Here is an 18,971-nt window from a genome sequence, read left to right on the forward strand (position 1 = left end):
ACTGCCGGTGAATTCAAACTGACCTGACTGAGACTGCCATGAAATACCTTCACACAATGGTTCGTGTCCGAAACCTGGAGGAGTCGCTGTGCTTCTATAGCGACGCCCTTGGCTTGGACATCTGCGAATCGCGCGACTTCCCGGAGGGACGCTTCACCTTGGTCTATCTTGCAGCACCCGGCAACCCGGAGTGCCAGATTGAACTGACCTACAACTGGGAAGTTGAACCCTACACCGGCGGCCGCAACTTTGGACATATCGCTTTTGAAGTGGAAGACATCTATGCCATCTGCTTCAGGCTGCAAGCCGCCGGAATCACCATCAACCGTCCCCCGCGTGACGGCCATATGGCCTTTGTCCGGTCTCCGGACGGCATTTCCATTGAATTGCTGCAACGGGGGCAGCCTTTGCCACGCTGTGAGCCATGGCAATCCATGCCCAATCTGGGCGAATGGTAATCACGACAGGAGAAGCACATGAAGCATTTGACTCTGCAACAGCATTTTGACGCTCCGCTCGACACCGTATTCCGGCATTTCAACCGTCACGACACCTTCAACACGGTGCTCTGGCCTGTCCGCTCCGTTCGCATTATTGACTCTAAGGATCCCGGGAATCCGGACGGGCTGGGCTCGGTCCGGCAGATGGGGTTGGGACCGATCAAGCCCATCCGCGAGGAAATTTCCGCGCTGGAAGAAAACCGTCTCATTGAATACCGCATGCTGGCCAATCCGCTGATATCGCACCATGTCGGCCGACTGGTTTTCAGTGAAGAGAAGGGCCGGACCCTGCTTACCTACACCATCGAATCGGACAGCCGCTTTCCGCTGGTGCCTCACATGACGCTGATGCAGTTGAAACTGTCGATAAAACGCGGTTTGAAGAAGGTTGCGAAAAGCTTTAAGGCCTGAAACCAATGCTCCTGCGTATGTGGCATACGCAGGAGCAGGGACTGGTGCAAGGGGGGGGGATCAAGCCCGCCGTAATCGCTGGACCCAAGCGCAATTCTGGATCAATTATTCTGCATCACCGGTATGTTTCCCAGCCACTCCGCCACCGCCGCATTGAATGCCTCCGCCCGGTCCACCATCACCCAATGGCCGCAATCAAACTCCCGCACCGTGTTGCCGGGAGTTCGCGCCATGCGCGCCAGCCAAGGCTCCGAGTGGAACATGAACGGCTTCTTCCGTCCGTAGGCATAGAAGAACGGGAACGGTGGCTCCACCGGCGCCAGGGCATCCAGACCGCCGTGTGCGCTCATCCAGCGCATGGCGTAGGGATAGTTCATGCCGGAATGAATGTGCCGGGGATCGGCCTTGGCCTGCAGCGCGCGCGCCATGCCCCGCGTCAGCGCATCTCCGGCAAAACCGCCCAGATACCAGGCCGAGGCCAGCGTCATCTGGTAGGCTACGACCATGCCCTTGGCGGTCAGCGGCAACGACTTCTCGAACTCCGGCGAACCGGAATCCCCGATATCAATGGCCACCAGCCGCGACACCCGCTGCGGATTCAGCAGCGCAAACTGGTAACCGAAAATACAGCCCCAGTCATGCACCATCAGCACCACCGGGCGGTCCGGACTGACCACATCCACGATCTGGCGGACGGTATCCACCACCTCGGCCAGCGCATGCCCCCGCACCGGACCGGGCTCGCCGAACCCCGGCAGGGAGAAGGTGACGCACCGGTAGCTCTGGCTGAAAAACGCCACCTGACGGGACCAGATGCGATGGGTATCCGGCCAGCCGTGCAGCATCACCAGCGTTTCCGGGCCATCGCCCTCCACATATACCGTTACTCCGGCAATATTCAGTTCCTGCGCCATCATTTCACCCCATCAGTCTGGTTGGCGGCTTGCAGCGCCAGCGCCGGGAACAGCGAAATCAGCACCTGACCGCCAAAATACAGAATCCAGTTGAAGGCATACAGCGGAAATTCCGGCACGGCGGGATTCCCCTTCAGCCAGGACGCAAACAGGATCAGGTCGGAATACGGAATCAGCAGCGCCCCGCACAGCACCAGCAGACTGCCGATGCTTTGACGGGAGTTGAGGAAGAACCAGAAGGCGTAGACGGGCATCAGCACATAAATCGTGGCGTTGAAGACGAAGGTACCGTAATACAGCACATCCAGGCCATGCAGCAGCGGCTCCACATGCTGGAACCAGGACTGCACATTCACCGCCAGCACGGGAAGAACCATCCAGTAAGCCGGACGCAGCTTGCCCGGCGCCGCTGGCTTCACCGCATCACGGCTGTGTTTCCAGAGCGCGACGCTGTAGAGCGTATACCCGACCCCGAACAGCAGCATCGCCCAAGTCAGCTTCAGCGAAACCGGCTGCACCGCGCTAACCGCACTGTTGACGTAGTCGCCCACGGCCGTGAACATGGCGCCGAGAGCGAAGCAGAACGCCAGCCAGCGCCGGGGGTCTTGCGGGGCGGCGCTGCGGAAGACCATCCATTGCGAGGTGATCAGTGCGGCCATCAGCGCCAGATGCAGGCCGTGGTAGATCAGGTCGTTGACCGGGAATAACCCGGCCAGCAGAGTGATCTCCATGGTGATGGAACCCGTCAGCAACAGGGTGGCGAATTTGAGGTGGCGTTGTGCAGACATGGAAGCTCCGGAGGGGCAAAGGGGCAGAGTGTCATTGCAACAGGAATGGTGATGCCGGGGTCGCCAATGTCGTGCCCATTTCGCCAAATTCGACGGAAAACATGCTCTCGCTGCTATGATGCGGAATACCCCAAAAACCCGGAATGACCGCCATGCTGAAGATGAAGAATGAATGCGAAGCCTGCCACGCCGCCACCGGGTTGATGGATGTGGCCTATATCTGCTCGTTTGAATGCACTTTTTGCGAGGCTTGCTCGACGCGCATGGGTCATGTTTGCCCGAATTGTCAGGGTACGCTGGTATTGCGGCCGACACGGCAGCGCAGTCCGCTGGCGGTTGGGGTGTCGCAGGTTAAGCAGAAGTTACTTGGGAAATAGGGCTTTAAAATCAGTTGCATAACGACATTTCACCAACCGCACCAGATGCAAAGCATCCACCAAACCAGTCCCGGCAGGCAACTTAATCCGCTGCGCCGCCGCCCGCACCCGCTTTTGACGGCTTGGCAAAGTAACGCACGCCCGGCAGCCCCTCATAATCCACATCCTGCGTCCAGAATGTGGCATTGAACTCCAGGGCAAGGCTGTACATCATGGCATCGGCCATGGCCAAGCGATGCTGCAAGGCGGCGTCCGCAGCAGCGACCGCGCGTTTGTCGGTAATTTCCAGCACCCGCCCCAGCCGCATGACATTGATACACTCCTGCACGGCTTCGGGAGGAATATGGCGGCTCAATACCTTGTGCACCTCAAAGAGCGCAATGACAGGCACCAGCAACCCCGCCCGTTGCTCAATCGCCGGAGCAAACAAGTCGGCACGCCCGCTATCCTGGAAATACTCAATCCAGCCGGAAGAATCGACGAGGTTCACTCAAACTCCCGGTCTGTTTCCTTTTCAATTTCAAGATCGGCTGGATCGAGCTTGTACTTCTTGAGCATGCCCCGGTACGCGCTCATCGGCAGCTCGGGCTTGATAATCAACTCTTGGCCGCGCACTTCAAACTGGATGTGCGACCCCGGCGTGATGCCCAGTTTGGCGCGCATGGCTGCAGGCAAAGTCACCTGCCCTTTGCTGGATACCACCGCTTCGACGACGACACTCATGGCATTCACCCTTAACTCAAAGTAAAGACAATCCTAAGGTAAAGATAGCCAAAAAGTAAAGAAACAGACAATAGCAGAGGGTCACACTAACAAGAATTCGACATTAGACTGATAAGCTCCCTACTCCCCCTGCCCCTCCCGCCAATGCGAAGGCGTCACCCCCGTCCAGCGCCGAAACGCCCGGTAAAACGCCCTTCGGTCGCTGTACCCCAGCATCAGCGCGATCTCCTGCATCGGACGGTTTCCCGTCACCAGTTCCCGCTGCGCCACCGCCAGCCGCGCGGATTCAGCCAGTTCGCGAAAGCCGGTTCCCTGTGACTGCAACTGCCGGTGCAGGCTGCGGGTACTCAAATTCAAACAAGCAGCTATGTCCGACTGATCCGGCTCGCCGAAGGCCATGCGCTGGATGAACAGCTTCTGCACTCGCTGCGGCAGCTCTCCCTGCGCCAGCAGCAGGCTCTCGTAACGCTTGAGGATGCCCGCGTAATAATCAGCGCGCGCCGTATCCGCGCCTTCCAGCGACAAGTCATGCACCGCGCGCCCGAACACCAGCTCATTGCCCGCCTGCCGGAACAGCACGCGGCAGCCGAAATAGCGGAAGTAACGATCCTCCTCAAAACGCGGTGCATGGGAAAAATGGACGGTCAGGCCCGACACGGCCTCCGTGCGCAGCAAAATCTGCCGCACCGTCGCGAACAACACCGCCTCGATCTGGATGGGCGATACATAGACCTGCGAATTCGCTTCCAGCTGCAGGCGATAGCCCGGACCGGACTCCAGCAGCCGGGCGGTGCAGACATCCGTAGCCACCGCCGAGTAGCGGCAGATCAGGCGCATTGCCTCCCCCACGGTGCGGCAGCATTGCGCCAACTGGGTCAGCGTATGGCTGCTTTCGGACCAGGAAGAGACGATGAAGTAAATGAATTCCGGGGTCTGCAAAGCCCGCTCCACCGCCTCGTACAGCCGGGACACCACCGCCAGCGGCGCCCGTTCGCCGGGCGCGTCGAGGGGATTGGCCAGTCCGTGGTTGCGGCAGACCGTTGCGACATCAATGCCCAGCAGCCCCGCCCGCCGCACGAATTCGGCGAGGAAGCGCTTGTCGACACCGGGTTCCACCGGCAACACGGTCATCGCGAAACTCCTTAGCGGCGGGGCAGATAGACCACGCCGTTGAAGGAACCATAGAGGATACCGCCGTCCGCTGCAATTTCGGTCGCGGCGTAGAAGCTGTTGTAGCGCGGCAGCATGCCCACGTACTTGCGGAAACGCGACTGGCCGTTGTTCCAGTCCAGCCCCTCGATCGTCCATTGGCCGAAGCGCGCGCCGACGCAGTAGAACATGCCCGCGCTGCTGCTGACGGTGGGAATGGCGTTCGGGCAACTGACATCGTTGTTCACCCAGGCGCTGGCCAGCTTGCGCGTGCCGGGGTTCCACTGGAATTTCTGAACGCCCCAGGGCTGGTGCAGCGGCAGGCCGCTGCTGAGGGCGATGGCCCCGTTGAGCAGCTGGTCAATCATCGGATAGCCGGTGCTGCCGGAGATCAGGCTGACATTACGGTAATCGTTGCTGACCACCGCCGCGCCATAGCCGTTCACCACCACCGACTGCTCGGAATAGGTGGCGGCGCGCTTGGGATCGCCGAAATTCACCGGCAGTTCGGCGGCAATGCGGCGGTCCTTGCCGGGTGCGAGCGGTTGCCAGTCCGCCGGAATGGCGTCCTTCCAGAACAGCACCAGATTATTGACCGTCGCGCCGTCGGTAATGACGATGAACTGCTGCGAGCCTTCGCCCATCACTGTCGGTGTGGAACCGGAGCCAGCCCCCAGACGGCCGCCGCCCGCGCTGTTGCTGCCGGTGTTGTAGGCCGCCGTCCACGCGCCAGAGGACGGGTCCAGCGTCACGGCAGAGCCGGTCCATTGCACACGGTGCATGTGCTTGGCGGTGACGACATAGATGCCGCCGCTGGCATCGGTGGAAATGGAGTTGGAGACGTTTTCACCGCCGCCGAGGCTGAGGCTGCTGACCGTGGTCAGGGTGCGGTCGACCACGCCCACCACGCCGTACTTGGTGACAAAGGCCAGCCGGCCGTCCCAGGTCAGGTTCAGGCCGACCACCGAGTCATCGCTCTTGAGGCTGATCTTGGTCGGCAGGCTCAGGCTGCGCAGCAGCACGATCGGCGAGGCGGCATTGCCGCGCGTCTGGTCGGTGTAGGCGAGAATCTGCGTGCCCTTCACGGTGAAGAACACGTTTTCCAGATCCACTAGGGTATAGGCCCCGTTGGTCGGGTTCTCGACGGAGAGGGAACCCGGCTTGGACAGTTCCGCCAGCTTCACCAGCTTGCCGCTGCGGGTGGCCAGCTTGTAGACACCGGTGCTGCTGGAGCCCCAGTAGACCTGGCTGCCGTCCGGGTAGCGAGGCGACGCGGCCAGCGTGATGTTGATCAGACTGGTGCTGACATAGCTGGGTGCGCCCAGTTGCAAGGCATTGGTCGGACCGGCAATGGACGAGGTATCCGAGGCGTTGCTGTCATGATGGGATATCGGCCAGTGCGAATCGGCCAGAAAGGGGTTCTTCGAATCCAGGGCATGGGCGGCGCCGGCAAGGAGTGTCAGGCAGGCAAGGGCAAGTGGCTTCATGGGGGATTCCCTCCGTTATTATCGTTTCGGCTAGTCGTCGACCGGAAACCGGACTGTCCGGCGTCGGAGGGGATAGTGATACGATCGTACCAATCAGGGGAGGGACAATTTCAGCCACGACACACGGAGAGGGATGGCGCTCCCGACGCTCCCTCCGGCGGCGCGCATGCAGGCTGACCGGCAACGCCACCCGCACCGAACTGCCATCCGCCGCCGACAGCAGGGCAATGCCGTAGTGATCATGCAGCACTGTCGCATCCGTACCGCGCTGGCCGATCACCTGCCGCGACACCTCCAGCGGCCGGGATGGATCATTAATGGCGCTCTGTCACGGTTTTTTGCCGCTTGTCAAAGTAACGCCGTAACCGCTACTGCCCAATCAAATTGATCACTTGCTTGAAGACACCACCTGTCTTCTGCTCAGTAAAGGAGTAGGTGATTTGAACCGTCTTCCCGACCGGGGGCTTGGTGCTGGAAAAGATGATCGTGCCACCCGCCGCCTGACCTTCGGTGACATTCCATGACGGCGTCACAGTGCCCGTCGGTTCCACGGCCGAGACATTGATAATCTTGTAACCTTCCCCAACACTGACAATCCCGTAGGATCGCGAGTTCTCAAGGAAAATGGGTCCGGACTCCCGCATGGTGACAGCGTCCACCGATGTGAATGGCAGCACATAATCATAGGTTTCAGAGAAGGCCGCCTGCATGCGGATGCGAACACCGGGGACGGTAATCTGCATCGAGTCCGGTTGGCTTACTTCGCCGTCAGGGCGGTTGACGTAAAGTTCGATGACATAGTTGCCGATACGGTCTGGCAAGAATTGGGTGATCGGGCTGAGTCCTTGCCAAGTGGGGTTATCAGTATAGGGGGGTGCGCTTTTCAAACGCCAAAAATACTCCAGCGGCCCACCGTAGGGATCGTAGCTGGCAGACCCGTCCAACGTTTGCAGCACTCCCGCCTCGGTAGTGATATCCGGACCGGCGACCGCCACTGGTTGCAACGTATTTACGGCATTCACAATCACGTTTGACCGCTGGCTGACAAGAACACTGTCACTGACCTCCAGATTCACTTCATATTGCCCCGGCTGATCCGCCACAAAGGTGGGACGGGCAGTATTTGCACCGGCTAAAATGGCCGTGCTGCCTGGCGGCCTGCCAACGAATGTCCAGCTATAGGTCAATGCATCGCCGTTGTCGTCATGACTGCCGGTTCCATCCAGTTGCACGGCGGCATTGCGGGAGACCGTCTGCGCAGGACCGGCTGCCGCCACCGGAGCCACATTCAGCACCGTGACGTTAATACTGGTCTGCGCCGGGATACTGATCAGTTGGCCATCGCTCACCGCCAGTGCAACCGTATAGGTGCCGGCGACATCGGGTATAAACGTAGGTGTAGCACTGTTCGGATTGATGATAATGGTTTTGCTGCCGGGAGGCAGAGAAGCAAAGGTCCAGGCATAGAGCAGCAAATCACCGTCCGGGTCCGAACTTTTGCTGCCGTCCAGTTGCACCAAAGATGCAGTTGTTGTCGCGGCAACAGGCATCACCAGTGCTACAGGACGACGGTTGACCGCCGCGCCATCACCGCCCCCACCGCATCCGGCCATCACCAGAAAAATCGCTGGCAGCATCATTCGTTGCAACAATATCCCAGCCATATCGACATCACTCCCACCGCCACGACGCCCACAACCCATTGCGGTAATGATGCACCTGCCCCGCCGCCAGCAGGCTGCGGTCATTCCCCGCATCACGCGGAACCGCCCCGTCGGCCGCCACCAGATCGGCCGCCTGCACCATCGCCCCGGTCGTCAGATTCACATCAAACCGGCTCAGCTGCGTGCGGGAAAATCCGTAGTAGTCCGATGGCGCCCCCGACGCTCCCTCCGGCGGCAGCGCATGCAGGCTGACTGCCAACGCCACCCGCACCGAACCGCCATCCGCTGCCGCCAGCAGGGCAATGCCGTGATGATCATGCAGCACCGTCGCATCCGTACCTCGCTTGCCGATCACCTGCCGCGCCACCTCCAGCGGCCGGGACGGATCGCTGACATCCATCACACTCACCTTCACGCCCTGATACCACGCAAAACGGCCGTCACCCGCACTGCCGTCACTGCGCGCATCCTTGCCCACGCCCAGCAGGTAACGTTCCGACAGCGGGAACAGGTAGTCGGAATAGCCGTCCACTTCCAGTTCCCCTGCCACCTTGGGATCGGCCGGGTCCGACAAGTCCAGCACATACAGCGGATCGGTCAGGCGATAGGTGACCAGATAGCCGCGATTGCCCAGGAAGCGCGACGCATAGAGTTGCTCTCCGGCCTTGCCCAGCGGTTCGGGACGACGCTCATTGGGCAGGGTGGACACCACGTCCAGACTCTTGGCGGTGGCCGAGGCCTTAAGCAGTGTCAGCCGCACCGGCGACTCGGTCACGGCTGCCGCCACCGGCACCGCGATCACCGGCCCCCAGCGTTCCGCCGTCTGGGTGGCCACGCGCAGGATGCCGTTGTACTCCCCCAGCCGGAAGGACTTGCGGTTCTGGTCGAAGCCGAGATGCCCCGCCACAGTGCCCGAACCCCGGTAGCCAGGCGCCAGCGTGTCGAGGGCAAACTGATGGATGTCGGTGGTGACCTGCGGCGGATAAACCATGCCGTTGACATCGGCGCTGCGGGTATAGGCCCAGCGCGTGGTGGCCAGATACAGGTTGTGCTCGGACAGGTAGAAGGCTTCGGTGCTGCCGGCAAAACAGCGTGCCGCCACCGCCGGAGCCGCCGCCGACAGGTCAATGCCCACCAGCGTGATGATATCGGCCGACGCTTCCGCCGCCTTGACCGGGGCCAGACAACTATCGGGCGGCAACAGTGGTGTCGGGGCGCCGTCGTTGACGGTCAGGGTCGGCAGCAGGTCGGCCACCTTCAGCGTATCGAGCTTGGTCTGGTTGGCGCCGCGGGCGGCCAAGGTCCAGGCGGGGTCAAAACCGGAGGGCTGGGCGCGGCTGCGCAGCACCAGATACAGCGTATGGCCGATGCGGCGCGAACCCACCAGTTGCGCACTGATGCCCAAGGTATAACGGGGGGACAAGGCCTCGCCGGTGGCCATCACCGCCAGCTCGGTGCGCCCGCCCACCCAGCTGAGCGGACGGAACCAGCGCTGGTAGTCATCGCCGTAATTTCCGGCTTCGCCCAGCGCCACCAAGGTCTTGCCGGGGGCATCCAGATACAGGCCCTGAATGGCCGCGTTGTTGCGCAAGAGTGAAGGCAGGGTTTCCACCGGCTGCAGCTCTGCATCGGCGGCACCCGGTTGCAGGCGGTGGCGTTGCACAGCGGGAATGGCTGCGGGCAGCACGCTGTAGACATCCACCCCGTCGCTCTTGATCAGGTCAGCTTCATCTACCCCCGCTTCCTGCAGCACGGTGCCGGAAACCGCCATGGCCCCGCCCGCCCCTTCAACACCGGGAGCTCCGGCCGCCGCCATGTCCGCCATCACCTTGACACTGGTGTCGGCCCCCAGCGCCTGCTGCAGGTAAACCGCCAGTTGCGCATCGGTGACAGGCTGCAAGGCTCCGGCCGCCAACGGGGTCGCCGGGGCGGCGGTTACAGGGTCGTTATCAGAATTGCCGCAACCGGTCAGAAGGCCGGTAAGGCAAAGCAGCGGGAGAAAAGCCGTGGGGCGGAGGGTGATGGCGGGCATGTCCTGAACTCCGGGGGAATGGTGGTCATCTTTTAAGTATAGACCTCAATTCACGGACAATCCCGCCGCTAAACAACCAACCTGGGTCAGGCGAAGCCGCCGCCTCTCAGGCCCAGTCGCCCAGCCACTTCTTCTTGGCCTTCTCGACCAGGGGTGTGGCATCGTGGTTCCACGGATGGAAGTTCGGGCTGTAATACTTGAAGTACGCGGGCAGCAGCTTGCGGAACACGCCGGGTTTGCCGAACATGTAATTGACGCCCTGCACCCAGGACTTCACATTGCCCAGCTCCCCGGCTTCCTTCATCAGCTGCACCAGGTGTATTCCGGAAAACACCGGGAACAGCACGCTCACCGCCATCATCTCGGTGACACGCACGAATTCGCTGCCGCCAATGGCCTTGTAAACGTCAAAGGCCACCGCCTTGTGCTCTGACTCCTCGATAGCGTGCCAAGCCCAGATCGGGGCCATGCGCGGGTCCATCTGGTCCAACGGGTCGTACTTCAGCAGGAATTCCTCGGCCAACAACGCCGTGAAGTGCTCCACCGCCACGGTGTGTGCCAACTGGCGTTCCGGGCTCAGGTTCTTGCGCATCCAGTCCATGAAGCCCTGGATTTCGCGGTCCAGACGGCCCAGGCCGATACCGCGCTCTTCGAGGTAACCGTTGAGCAGCTTGTGCTCCTTGCTGTGGTGCGCTTCCTGGCCAATGAAGCCGCGAATGGCCTTTTGCAGTTCAGGGTCTGTGATCTGGTCCTGATAGTGGCGCACGGAGTCGATGAAGAAGCGTTCGCCCGCCGGAAAGCTGGCGGACAAGGCGGCCAGCAACAGGGTCTTCGCGGGGTCGTTGTCCCACCAGTATTTGGGCAGGTCGGCAGGGAAGTCGAAGTCCGGGCGACGCACCACGGGAATGAACACGGCGTGCTTGGCGGACTGGCCGAGGGCCTTGGCGGAGCCGGCGATGCGGGCGAGAGCGGTCATGGCGGGTTTACCTTCATCAGAATGCGGGAGCGTTGATGTTGGGAGTCTAGTGGTCTGACGGTCATGGTCGTGAGGGGTGGTAAGGACAGTTCACTTGTCATTGGGGGCCAAACACAGGGCCAGCTTCTCCGGGTGGAGCCACCGTATCCGACGGCTCTTTCAGCCTCTCGCTGGTGTAGAACTGCTTGATTTGTGGGGAGGCTGGGAATACTGAAGCATGGATCGTAATTTTTCTCTGCCCCCTGTTTATTGCTAGTCGTAATATCCATTCTCAAAAACAATAACGCTCACAATTTTAGGTGGCTCCTCATCTTCTTCATCAGCCTCAACAGCATAAACGCCAACCCCTAGGCAGTGGGAAATAAATCCATCTCCATCCACCTCCAAACTGGGGTCAACGCCTACTAGCACCTCTCTAACACGGGCAACATCCTGTCCAAAAAATGAAACACCATTAAAAATCGGATTTGATGGTGCAGAAAATTCGATCGCCTCAACTACTCCTGGAGGCTTATAAGCAACCACAATTCCCAAATCAGTGAAGTGATCAGATGGTAAGGCTTGAGTTGGCGTTCTCCTGAAAGCTCGCACAGGTCCAAGGGTCAATTGTCGAACCTCTTGCTGAGACATACCGAACTGGATAGGTCCCGCACCTACAAATGACTTGATTAGAAAGTCCATATTCAAAACCCTAAGTCTCTTGTGTAATCAAGCATTTGCTGAATAGATTCATCATATTTTGAGCCAAACTTAGATTGCAAGTCAAGAATATCCATCTCTTGCGCCTCTCCAAATTTACCTTGATCAATAAGCTTTTTCTGCTCTTCCCGATATGCCCTAGCCTCCCTTGAATTTCCGTAACTAGCGGTCTCCTCATGGTCAACTTTACAAATCGAGCAGGCCGGGCCTTTTCCTGTTGAGAGCGGGCTTACAGAGTTGGCAGGCATATGATGCGCTTCATTACCTACGATTCCTTTCACATCTTTATAAGCTCCACCTTTGACAGATGTTATTTGGTTATTCGAACTTTTCAAGTTAGTAGTATTGGAATAACCTCTCATTGGGACATATTCACCGAATAACATCCCGTATTCTTGAGATTTGCTATTAGGTGTTTCAAGGGGTATCAAGTCTTGCTGGCTGGCTTGCCAATATTCCTCCGCCTTCTTTTCATTTCCAAGCGCGGCATATAATAGATTGCTTATCAGCATACTATTATGATATTTTTCATTAGCATCACTGCGCACTGGGTTAATAATGCTACCCTTGAAAACGCCTACTGAGAAGTCAAGGGCGGCATTTGGCTGCTCTGATGCCCACTCCGTCTTCGCCAAATTACCATAAGCATCTCTTAATGCATGTGGACTTATCGCAGTCGGTGCAAACTGGATATTGTTACCACACGGAATAATCATCAATCCACTAGCACACCCACCCGCAGGCGCAGGCACACGCTTCGCCGCCTCTACCATCTGTTTTTGGTACGCTTCACGAAGCGCAGCAAGCCTGGCCTGTTCGCGCAAGTACGACAGATACGCTTGTTTCCGGTCTACCACCTTCACACCCTGGGCATGAGGGTCATGCCCAGGATTGACGATTTCTACCGTATAAATCGGTGAAGATTGACCCTCGGATTGTAAAGACCCCAGCACAATCGGCATGGGTGAAGTGGTTGCAGCCAGCGGCACATCGCGAATGCCGACCTTGCCGTTGGACGTGAACTGAACCACATAATCAGCTGACGGATCAACCAGTTTCTGATAGTTGTAGTTATGAACGGCAAACCGATAAATACCTGACGGCAGATTGCCATCAAAGTGCATATTTTCAACCCGCTCGCCATTCGGGCCATTGGCGACACCATAGCGGTTGTCCGCATCCAGTGTGGCGGTGGCCGTGTAGTTCTGAAACTGGACTTGCCGGTTCGTCCAGTACACATGCGAATTATTATCCGTGCCGTTGCCGGAGCCGAAAGGCGGATTTTTCTGCGGCCCCAACTCGAACTGGGTTACGACATACGGCCCGGCACCACCGGGAGGCTTGGCGTGAATATCAAGATCGCCGCCGTTCTTCCAGATGAGCTGGGCGCGGAGCGCTCCACTCTGACCGACCGGTAAGGCAAATTGCTGGGTGTCAGCATAGCCCGCCCCGGCCCCGTGAAAAATGTTGTGATCGTGAACGGATGCGCCGGCATATCCCTGAGCCGCCGACAAACCGCCCAACAACAATGCTGCAACCTTGAAGCACGCCTTCATGATGCACCTCGTGAATACCTGCCGAATGTGAAAAGTGGGGCAGTTACGCCCCATGTAGCCTTAATCCATGCTTTGGAAAAGCGTCTTCACCTTCTTGCTTTCGCTCGGATACGATTTCTTGCTACCGTTCACATCGCTGAAGGTCACATCCAGACCGTCACCACGATACACCTTGCGTTGAGACGAGAGCGGGCCCATCCACAACATATAGTATTCACGGTATTGGGCAATGAAGTTCGCGCTGCGCGGCGCCATGACAACAGAATTATTTGCTGCCAAGGCATACATTTCCAAGCTTGTTTCTGCACGAAGTGTCTCGGCATTAAACATAATACTATCAAACCGCTTGCGTTCGGTGCCAAAAATATCAACGCTCACATAAACAACCGCATCTGGCGTGATCCGCATCTTTTCAAGTGCAGCAGGGTCAAGCACTGTCACGCCATTCAGTTGCAGATAATCAAGAATCTCCCCCTGCAAATAGGTTGCATCGCTCTTCGCGATCCCATTAACTGAGTATTCGCCAAAGCCACCATAACGCATTTCCAAGGTATTGTTTACTGAATGGCCTTGCGTCTGCGTAATGCGGCTACCGGCAGCCGGAGCCAACACCTCGCGCTTGAGGCTGTAGGTCCCATCCGTATTGGACTGCGATTGCGAAGCGCCTTGAGAGGTCGCATTTTCCTGACCGGTGCTGCTGCCGGTACGTGTATCCGTTGAGGTGGCGCTGCCGGTCTGATTCGACGACGAAGTGCTGCTATCCGCCGTCTGGGTCTGCTGGCTGTTGCTCCCGGACGTGCTGCTGGTGGATGTGTCCGTATTGGTATTGCTGCCTGTGGACGCCGAGGTGGTGTCATCGCGCTGCGTTGTCACCACGCTCCCCGTAGTGGTCGTGGTGTCCGAACGGTTCGCCACAGTGCCCGTATTGGAACTAGTTGATTGGGTTGTTCCATTCGACGAAGCGGATGAGGTTCCAGTGCTGTTGTTTGTGCCGGTGCTGCTGCTGCTGCCGGTCGCACTGGAGGATGAGTTCGTTGTGGCGCTGCCTTGGGAGGAGTTATTGCCAGTGCTGTTGACCGTCGAAGAACCGCTATTAGTACCGGACGCCTGTGTAGCATTGTTATTCAGACCGGACTCGCTAACGGTAAACATCGGGAAGGTTGAGCGTTCGGTTGTGACCGGGGAGTTGTTGTAGCCCTGGGATGTCACCGCAAAGAAGGATGCGCGGCCACCCTGGAAATTACCACCGCCCTCATCAGATATCATCCGAACCATCAGGACAATTTTCTTGCCACGCAAAGCGGAAACATCCAGATCGCGCAAGGTAGAGCGTGCACTGGTCGAAACAATGCGCTGTTCCAGTGCGGAGCGCTTGCCGCCGCCATGCCCCGGCAAACCCATCATGGTGCCGCAGCCGGTCATACTTAGGGCAATGCAGGTGGCAATAGCGGTTTGAACGAATTTGGTGCGAATTTTCATTGTGCTTCCCCTGTCTCGCAAATGTGCGAATTTGACGGGGGTAACTCGGGCAGGAACCGCGAAGGATGGCAATTGTGCAAAAAACTTGCGTTTTTCGCAAAAAGGCATAAATTGATAGTGTTCGACGGATATGGAGAGTTGCCTTGCAATTTGCAAAGCTCACCACTACAATCCGCCGCGCACAGCAAGCATCGATCGCTTTTCTGCCAGAGATACACCTGTCGTAGAAAAAGGTTGTAGGTTCGTTCCCTGCGCTTGCTGTCCCGGCTCGATAAGGTTGCCGCCTTATCGAGCTTTTTTATGCCTGTTTTTTCATTCAGGCACAGACATGGTGCACGCGCATTAGATGCAAGTTTAGGCGAGCGACTTGGCATTGCCAAGCGCTTTATGACAAATTTATGGTCTTTCCACTGCCAACTCCCGGCAGCAGATTCAGTGACGCTCGTTAGCGGTCAACTGGGCGGAGCAAGCGGGGATTTTCTGAGGAATTGCGTGCGGCTGTCGCTATGGAAACAAGAGTGCCCGGTATGAACCATCCGAGTGAGTGATGTTGTCATTCTTCTTCTTATAATGGTGGCTTCAACCGCCTTGCGGTCTCCGAGATGCGCTGGCTGCCAGGTCAGGCTACGAGAAAAAGCAAAAAGAACCACTTCAGCCTTTTCATGATTGGCTGTGTGGATTTGCCGAATGTCTCCACCTAACATGGAATACCCATAAGCACATCAACCTAATTCGTCTTTGGGCATTGAAATTGCCCGCCTCTAGACTATGACCCGTTTTTACTCCTCCACCTGAGGAAACGCAAGCATGATTTGACTACAAAAGCAGCCGCTCGTGTAAACGTCGTAGCCGCTAATATCGCTTGAAACCGGGAAACAAATTCAAAGCAATATTGATAAATGGATAGATGACAATTCTCTTGTAACTGGAGACCCTACACACCCCCCAAATGCTTCATCGCCTCCCGCACAGACAACCCGGACAACTGCTGCCGATGCTCCTCCACAAACCGCCGCACCGCATCGGGATCATGCCGCGCATAGTCCCGCAGCGCCCAGCCAATCGCCTTGCGGATGAAGAATTCCGTCTCCGGCGCACAGGTCGCGGCATAACGGAACAGGCGTCCGGCATCGCAGTCGCCATACCAGCCCAGTTGATGCAATAGGGCAATGCGCCGCACCCACAGGTTGTCATGGGTCAGAGCATCGTCCATGAGCCGCTGAATCTGCGGATCTTCCACCCGGGCGCGATGAATCACCGCACCGACCACCTTGGCCAGCCCGTCCACCGAATCCCACCAGGATTTCCGCTGCACCAGCGCCAGCAAGGCGGGGATATCGGCAACCGTCAGCCCATTGGCGTGACGGGCAAGCAGATCGACGGCCACGTACTGGAATTCCCGCTCCGGAAACTCCCACAATGCATTCGCCACGGCCAGCGTTTCCGCACCGCTGAAACGCACCTTGCCCAGCGCCGCCACCGCCTGTCGCCGCTCCGGGGTCTTGATGCCGAGGAAAGGGAACTGGTCGCGCTGATAAGCGCGCATCGGGGCGGCGAGTTCAGGGTTAGCCAGAGCACCCAAAGCTGCGCGGACCCGAACAAGATATTGTTCCGTATCCACCTTAGAATTTCCCCCCCTTCCCCTCACCCCCCGAAAACCGCCCCGCCCCCGCCACCGACTCCCCGCTGGCCAGCGTCTTCAAGCCATGCCCGAACTCATTCCGTAAGGCCTCTTCCACCCTCATCCCCCACTGCTCATACGCACTCATCCGGTCGCCTCGCAGGCACGTCTGGGGAAAGCCGGCAATCTGCAACGCCAACTCTTCCGCCACCGCCATCACCTGACCGGCGGGCGCCACCCGGTTCGCCAACCCGATCGCCAATGCTTCCTGCGCATCCATCGGCCGCCCGGTCAGCATCAGGTCCAGCGCCCGGCTCATACCGATCAGCCTCGGCAGGCGCACGGTGCCACCGTCTATCAATGGCACGCCAAACCGGCGGCAGAACACCCCGAACACCGCCGACTCCTCCGCCACCCGCAGGTCACACCACAACGCCAGTTCCAGCCCGCCCGCCACGCAATAGCCGCTCACCGCCGCAATTACCGGCTTGCTCAACAGCATCCGTGTCGGTCCCATCGGACCGTCGCCTTCGGTGTCCAGCCGGTTGCGGCGTTCGGGATCGGCAAACACCGCCTTGAGGTCCGCCCCGGCGCAGAAATTGCCGCCCTCGCCGCAAAGAATCGCCACCGACAATTCAGGATCGGCTTCAAAGTCGCGGAAAGCCTGCGCCAGCGCCTCAGCGGTGGGTCGGTCGACGGCGTTGCGGGCTTCGGGGCGGGTGATGAAGACTTTCAGCAAAGGGGGTTGGCGTTCAACGCGGACGAGGGTGGACATGGCGGGCTCCGGCCAGCGGGATGAGATATCCAGCATAGCCACCGACGCTGTTCTTCAGCAAGTCACCGCGCACCCCAGCGGTCGGAGGACGCGGAAGGACCGGCCTCAGGGCTTGCGGTCAGGCGTGGGATGCATCACTTCGTCCAGCGTCAGGCCGGTCAAGCCTTGAACACTGCGCCAGATGTAGTAGAAAACCGCCATCATCATCAGGGTGGAGGGCACGGCAATCACCGGGTAGCTGAGCAGGTTCATGCGGCCCAGTTCGGCATTGAAGGCCTCACTGCCCGCCGGGCTGACCACGATCCACTTGGCCAGAAGATAATTCATCAATGACGAAAAAAAGAAAGTGCCGCTCAGCAGGTAGGTGGCCCTTTGCAAGCGGGTCTCAAAGTGCGCCGTATGGCCGCCCTGCTCCAGTCGCTCGTGAATCAGGTCGATGTTCAGCACCGCCTTGTTGAACAACAGGGTGCGGATCAAAGGGTAACGTGTCCGGGTGGAAACCAGCACCGCCAGACCGATCAGGCCGGGGATGGCCGCTTCCTTGATGGCCAGCCACTGGCTGTCCAGTTTCAGCAGGCCAATGCTGCCGGTCAGCAGGACACTGACCAGGCCCAGCAAAGCGATGAAATTGAATTTGCGATACTTGATGAGCTCGAAGCCGCCCCACCCCAAGGGGAAAGCCAGCGCCAGCGCCAGGGCTCCGTCCGCGCCCAAATGCGACTCACCACTCAGCTTCATCAGGATCAAAGAGGGTATCAGCAGGCTCACCAGCAAATCGACCATGGGCCGGGGCTGGTGGGATGGTCGGGGGGCGGAATTGGTCATGGCGTCAGGAAGCAAAAAAGAGGATGAATCATCGCCTGCCGGCCCCCGGACGGCCAGCGTGACAATGCGGTAATCTGTGGAAATAATGTAATACACCTGATGGTAGATACATTAATAAAAATGAAATAAACTGCTAGTCACTGTAATGTTTGTGACTGCCAGACCATGACCCGTCCCAATCCCCGCCACCTGCTGCTCAACCTGATGACCGCCGCCGACGACCAGACGCTGTCCGCCCGCGACGCCGTGGCCGGCTGCGCCCTGTTCGGCATTACCGAAAACAGCGTACGCGTGACACTGGTGCGGCTGGCGGCGGGCGGACTGATTGAAGCCGCCGGGCGCGGCGCGTATCGTCTCGGCCCCAACGCCACTGGCCTCGCCAGCGACGTGGCGGGCTGGCGGCAGGCGGAACAGCGGCTGCGCGACTGGAACGGCGACTGGGTGGCAGTGCATGTCGGCAACCTCGGCCGCAGCGACCGCACCGCCCTGCGCGTGCGTGACCGGGCGCTGGCGCTGCTGGGCCTGTGCGAGCTGGAACGAGGACTCTACCTGCGCCCGGACAACCTGCTGGGCGGCGTCAGCGCCGTGCGCGAGCGCCTGTACAAGCTGGGGCTGGAAACGGAAGCGTCCGTGTTCCGCCTGGCCGACCTCGACCCCGCCCGCGACGCCCGCGCCCGTTCACTCTGGGACGGCGACGCCCTCAACCGTCGCTACCGCGACACCCGCCAGCGGCTGGACGCCTGGCTGGCCAAGGTAGACGAGCTGGAGCCGGAAGCCGCCGCCCGCGAATCCTACCTGCTGGGCAACGAGGCCATCCGCCACATGGTCTTCGACCCGCTGCTGCCGGAACCGCTGGTTGACACCAATGCCCGCCGCGCCTGCGCCGATCTGGTCCAGCACTTCGACCGCGCCGGCCGCGTCATCTGGCGGCAGCTGTACGACAGTTTCCGCCCGAGCGCTGCCGCCCCCGGCGACAGCGCCGTGCATTAGGCCAT

The 18,971-nt window shown here is 59.3% G+C and carries 19 protein-coding genes; 4 read left to right on the forward strand and 15 right to left on the reverse strand.

All coding sequences use genetic code 11. The features are described 5' to 3' along the window. Positions 1-38 precede the first annotated feature (38 nt). Positions 39-458, forward strand: a complete 420-nt coding sequence (locus Q7T36_RS10895; protein ID WP_304847972.1) for a VOC family protein — start codon at positions 39-41, stop codon at positions 456-458. Between the two features lie 18 nt (positions 459-476). Further along, entirely contained in the window at positions 477-911 is a 435-nt protein-coding gene (locus Q7T36_RS10900) for an SRPBCC family protein (protein WP_304847975.1), read from the forward strand. A gap of 101 nt (positions 912-1,012) precedes the next feature. Here the strand turns inward: Q7T36_RS10900 and Q7T36_RS10905 are convergent, their stop codons facing one another. Next, complete coding sequence (locus Q7T36_RS10905; protein ID WP_304847978.1) at positions 1,013-1,828, reverse strand: alpha/beta fold hydrolase; 816 nt, start codon at positions 1,826-1,828, stop codon at positions 1,013-1,015. Further along, complete coding sequence (locus Q7T36_RS10910; protein WP_304847981.1) at positions 1,825-2,613, reverse strand: hypothetical protein; 789 nt, start codon at positions 2,611-2,613, stop codon at positions 1,825-1,827. The genes Q7T36_RS10905 and Q7T36_RS10910 overlap by 4 nt, the downstream gene beginning before the upstream one ends. Positions 2,614-2,765: 152 nt before the next feature. Here Q7T36_RS10910 and Q7T36_RS10915 point away from each other — a divergent pair, with 152 nt between their 5' ends. Beyond that, positions 2,766-2,990 (forward strand): DUF1272 domain-containing protein, encoded by a 225-nt coding sequence (locus tag Q7T36_RS10915; RefSeq protein WP_304847984.1) that lies wholly within the window; start codon positions 2,766-2,768, stop codon positions 2,988-2,990. 82 nt (positions 2,991-3,072) lie between these two features. Here Q7T36_RS10915 and Q7T36_RS10920 read toward each other — a convergent pair whose 3' ends face one another. From Q7T36_RS10920 to Q7T36_RS10980, 13 genes are all read right to left on the reverse strand, one after another. Further along, positions 3,073-3,480, reverse strand: a complete 408-nt coding sequence (locus Q7T36_RS10920) for a type II toxin-antitoxin system VapC family toxin (protein WP_304847987.1) — start codon at positions 3,478-3,480, stop codon at positions 3,073-3,075. After that, complete coding sequence (locus Q7T36_RS10925; RefSeq protein WP_304847990.1) at positions 3,477-3,713, reverse strand: AbrB/MazE/SpoVT family DNA-binding domain-containing protein; 237 nt, start codon at positions 3,711-3,713, stop codon at positions 3,477-3,479. Before Q7T36_RS10925 ends, Q7T36_RS10920 begins: the two co-directional genes overlap by 4 nt. 120 nt (positions 3,714-3,833) lie before the next feature. Then, positions 3,834-4,844, reverse strand: a complete 1,011-nt coding sequence (locus Q7T36_RS10930; RefSeq protein ID WP_304847993.1) for an AraC family transcriptional regulator — start codon at positions 4,842-4,844, stop codon at positions 3,834-3,836. An 11-nt stretch (positions 4,845-4,855) separates the two neighbouring features. Next, the gene (locus tag Q7T36_RS10935; protein ID WP_304847996.1) at positions 4,856-6,349 is read right to left on the reverse strand and encodes a hypothetical protein; all 1,494 of its coding nucleotides are present in this window, start codon (positions 6,347-6,349) and stop codon (positions 4,856-4,858) included. Between the two features lie 368 nt (positions 6,350-6,717). Beyond that, positions 6,718-8,013 carry a PKD domain-containing protein gene (locus Q7T36_RS10940; protein WP_304847999.1) on the reverse strand — a complete coding sequence of 432 codons (1,296 nt, stop codon included), beginning with the start codon at positions 8,011-8,013 and terminating at the stop codon, positions 6,718-6,720. 7 nt (positions 8,014-8,020) lie between these two features. Next, complete coding sequence (locus Q7T36_RS10945; protein ID WP_304848002.1) at positions 8,021-10,045, reverse strand: beta-propeller domain-containing protein; 2,025 nt, start codon at positions 10,043-10,045, stop codon at positions 8,021-8,023. A 106-nt stretch (positions 10,046-10,151) separates the two neighbouring features. Continuing rightward, complete coding sequence (locus Q7T36_RS10950; protein WP_304848004.1) at positions 10,152-11,021, reverse strand: metal-dependent hydrolase; 870 nt, start codon at positions 11,019-11,021, stop codon at positions 10,152-10,154. A gap of 252 nt (positions 11,022-11,273) precedes the next feature. Continuing rightward, positions 11,274-11,702 carry a hypothetical protein gene (locus Q7T36_RS10955; RefSeq protein ID WP_304848007.1) on the reverse strand — a complete coding sequence of 143 codons (429 nt, stop codon included), beginning with the start codon at positions 11,700-11,702 and terminating at the stop codon, positions 11,274-11,276. A gap of 2 nt (positions 11,703-11,704) precedes the next feature. Then, positions 11,705-13,276: a hypothetical protein gene (locus Q7T36_RS10960; protein WP_304848010.1), complete on the reverse strand. Its 1,572-nt coding sequence runs from the start codon at positions 13,274-13,276 to the stop codon at positions 11,705-11,707. A gap of 60 nt (positions 13,277-13,336) precedes the next feature. After that, positions 13,337-14,755: a hypothetical protein gene (locus tag Q7T36_RS10965; RefSeq protein WP_304848013.1), complete on the reverse strand. Its 1,419-nt coding sequence runs from the start codon at positions 14,753-14,755 to the stop codon at positions 13,337-13,339. Positions 14,756-15,689: 934 nt separating this feature from the next. Next, a complete protein-coding gene (locus tag Q7T36_RS10970; RefSeq protein WP_304848016.1) occupies positions 15,690-16,376 on the reverse strand; it encodes a DNA alkylation repair protein in 687 nt (228 codons plus the stop codon). 1 nt (position 16,377) lies between these two features. Further along, positions 16,378-17,151 carry a crotonase/enoyl-CoA hydratase family protein gene (locus tag Q7T36_RS10975; protein ID WP_304848019.1) on the reverse strand — a complete coding sequence of 258 codons (774 nt, stop codon included), beginning with the start codon at positions 17,149-17,151 and terminating at the stop codon, positions 16,378-16,380. 105 nt (positions 17,152-17,256) lie between these two features. Beyond that, entirely contained in the window at positions 17,257-17,976 is a 720-nt protein-coding gene (locus Q7T36_RS10980) for a VC0807 family protein (protein WP_304848022.1), read from the reverse strand. 165 nt (positions 17,977-18,141) lie between these two features. Here Q7T36_RS10980 and Q7T36_RS10985 point away from each other — a divergent pair, with 165 nt between their 5' ends. Beyond that, positions 18,142-18,966 (forward strand): PaaX family transcriptional regulator C-terminal domain-containing protein, encoded by an 825-nt coding sequence (locus Q7T36_RS10985; RefSeq protein WP_304848025.1) that lies wholly within the window; start codon positions 18,142-18,144, stop codon positions 18,964-18,966. Positions 18,967-18,971 lie beyond the last annotated feature (5 nt).

It is taken from the genome of Fluviicoccus sp. (assembly GCF_030646115.1).
Taxonomy (GTDB): Bacteria; Pseudomonadota; Gammaproteobacteria; order Pseudomonadales; family Moraxellaceae; genus Fluviicoccus.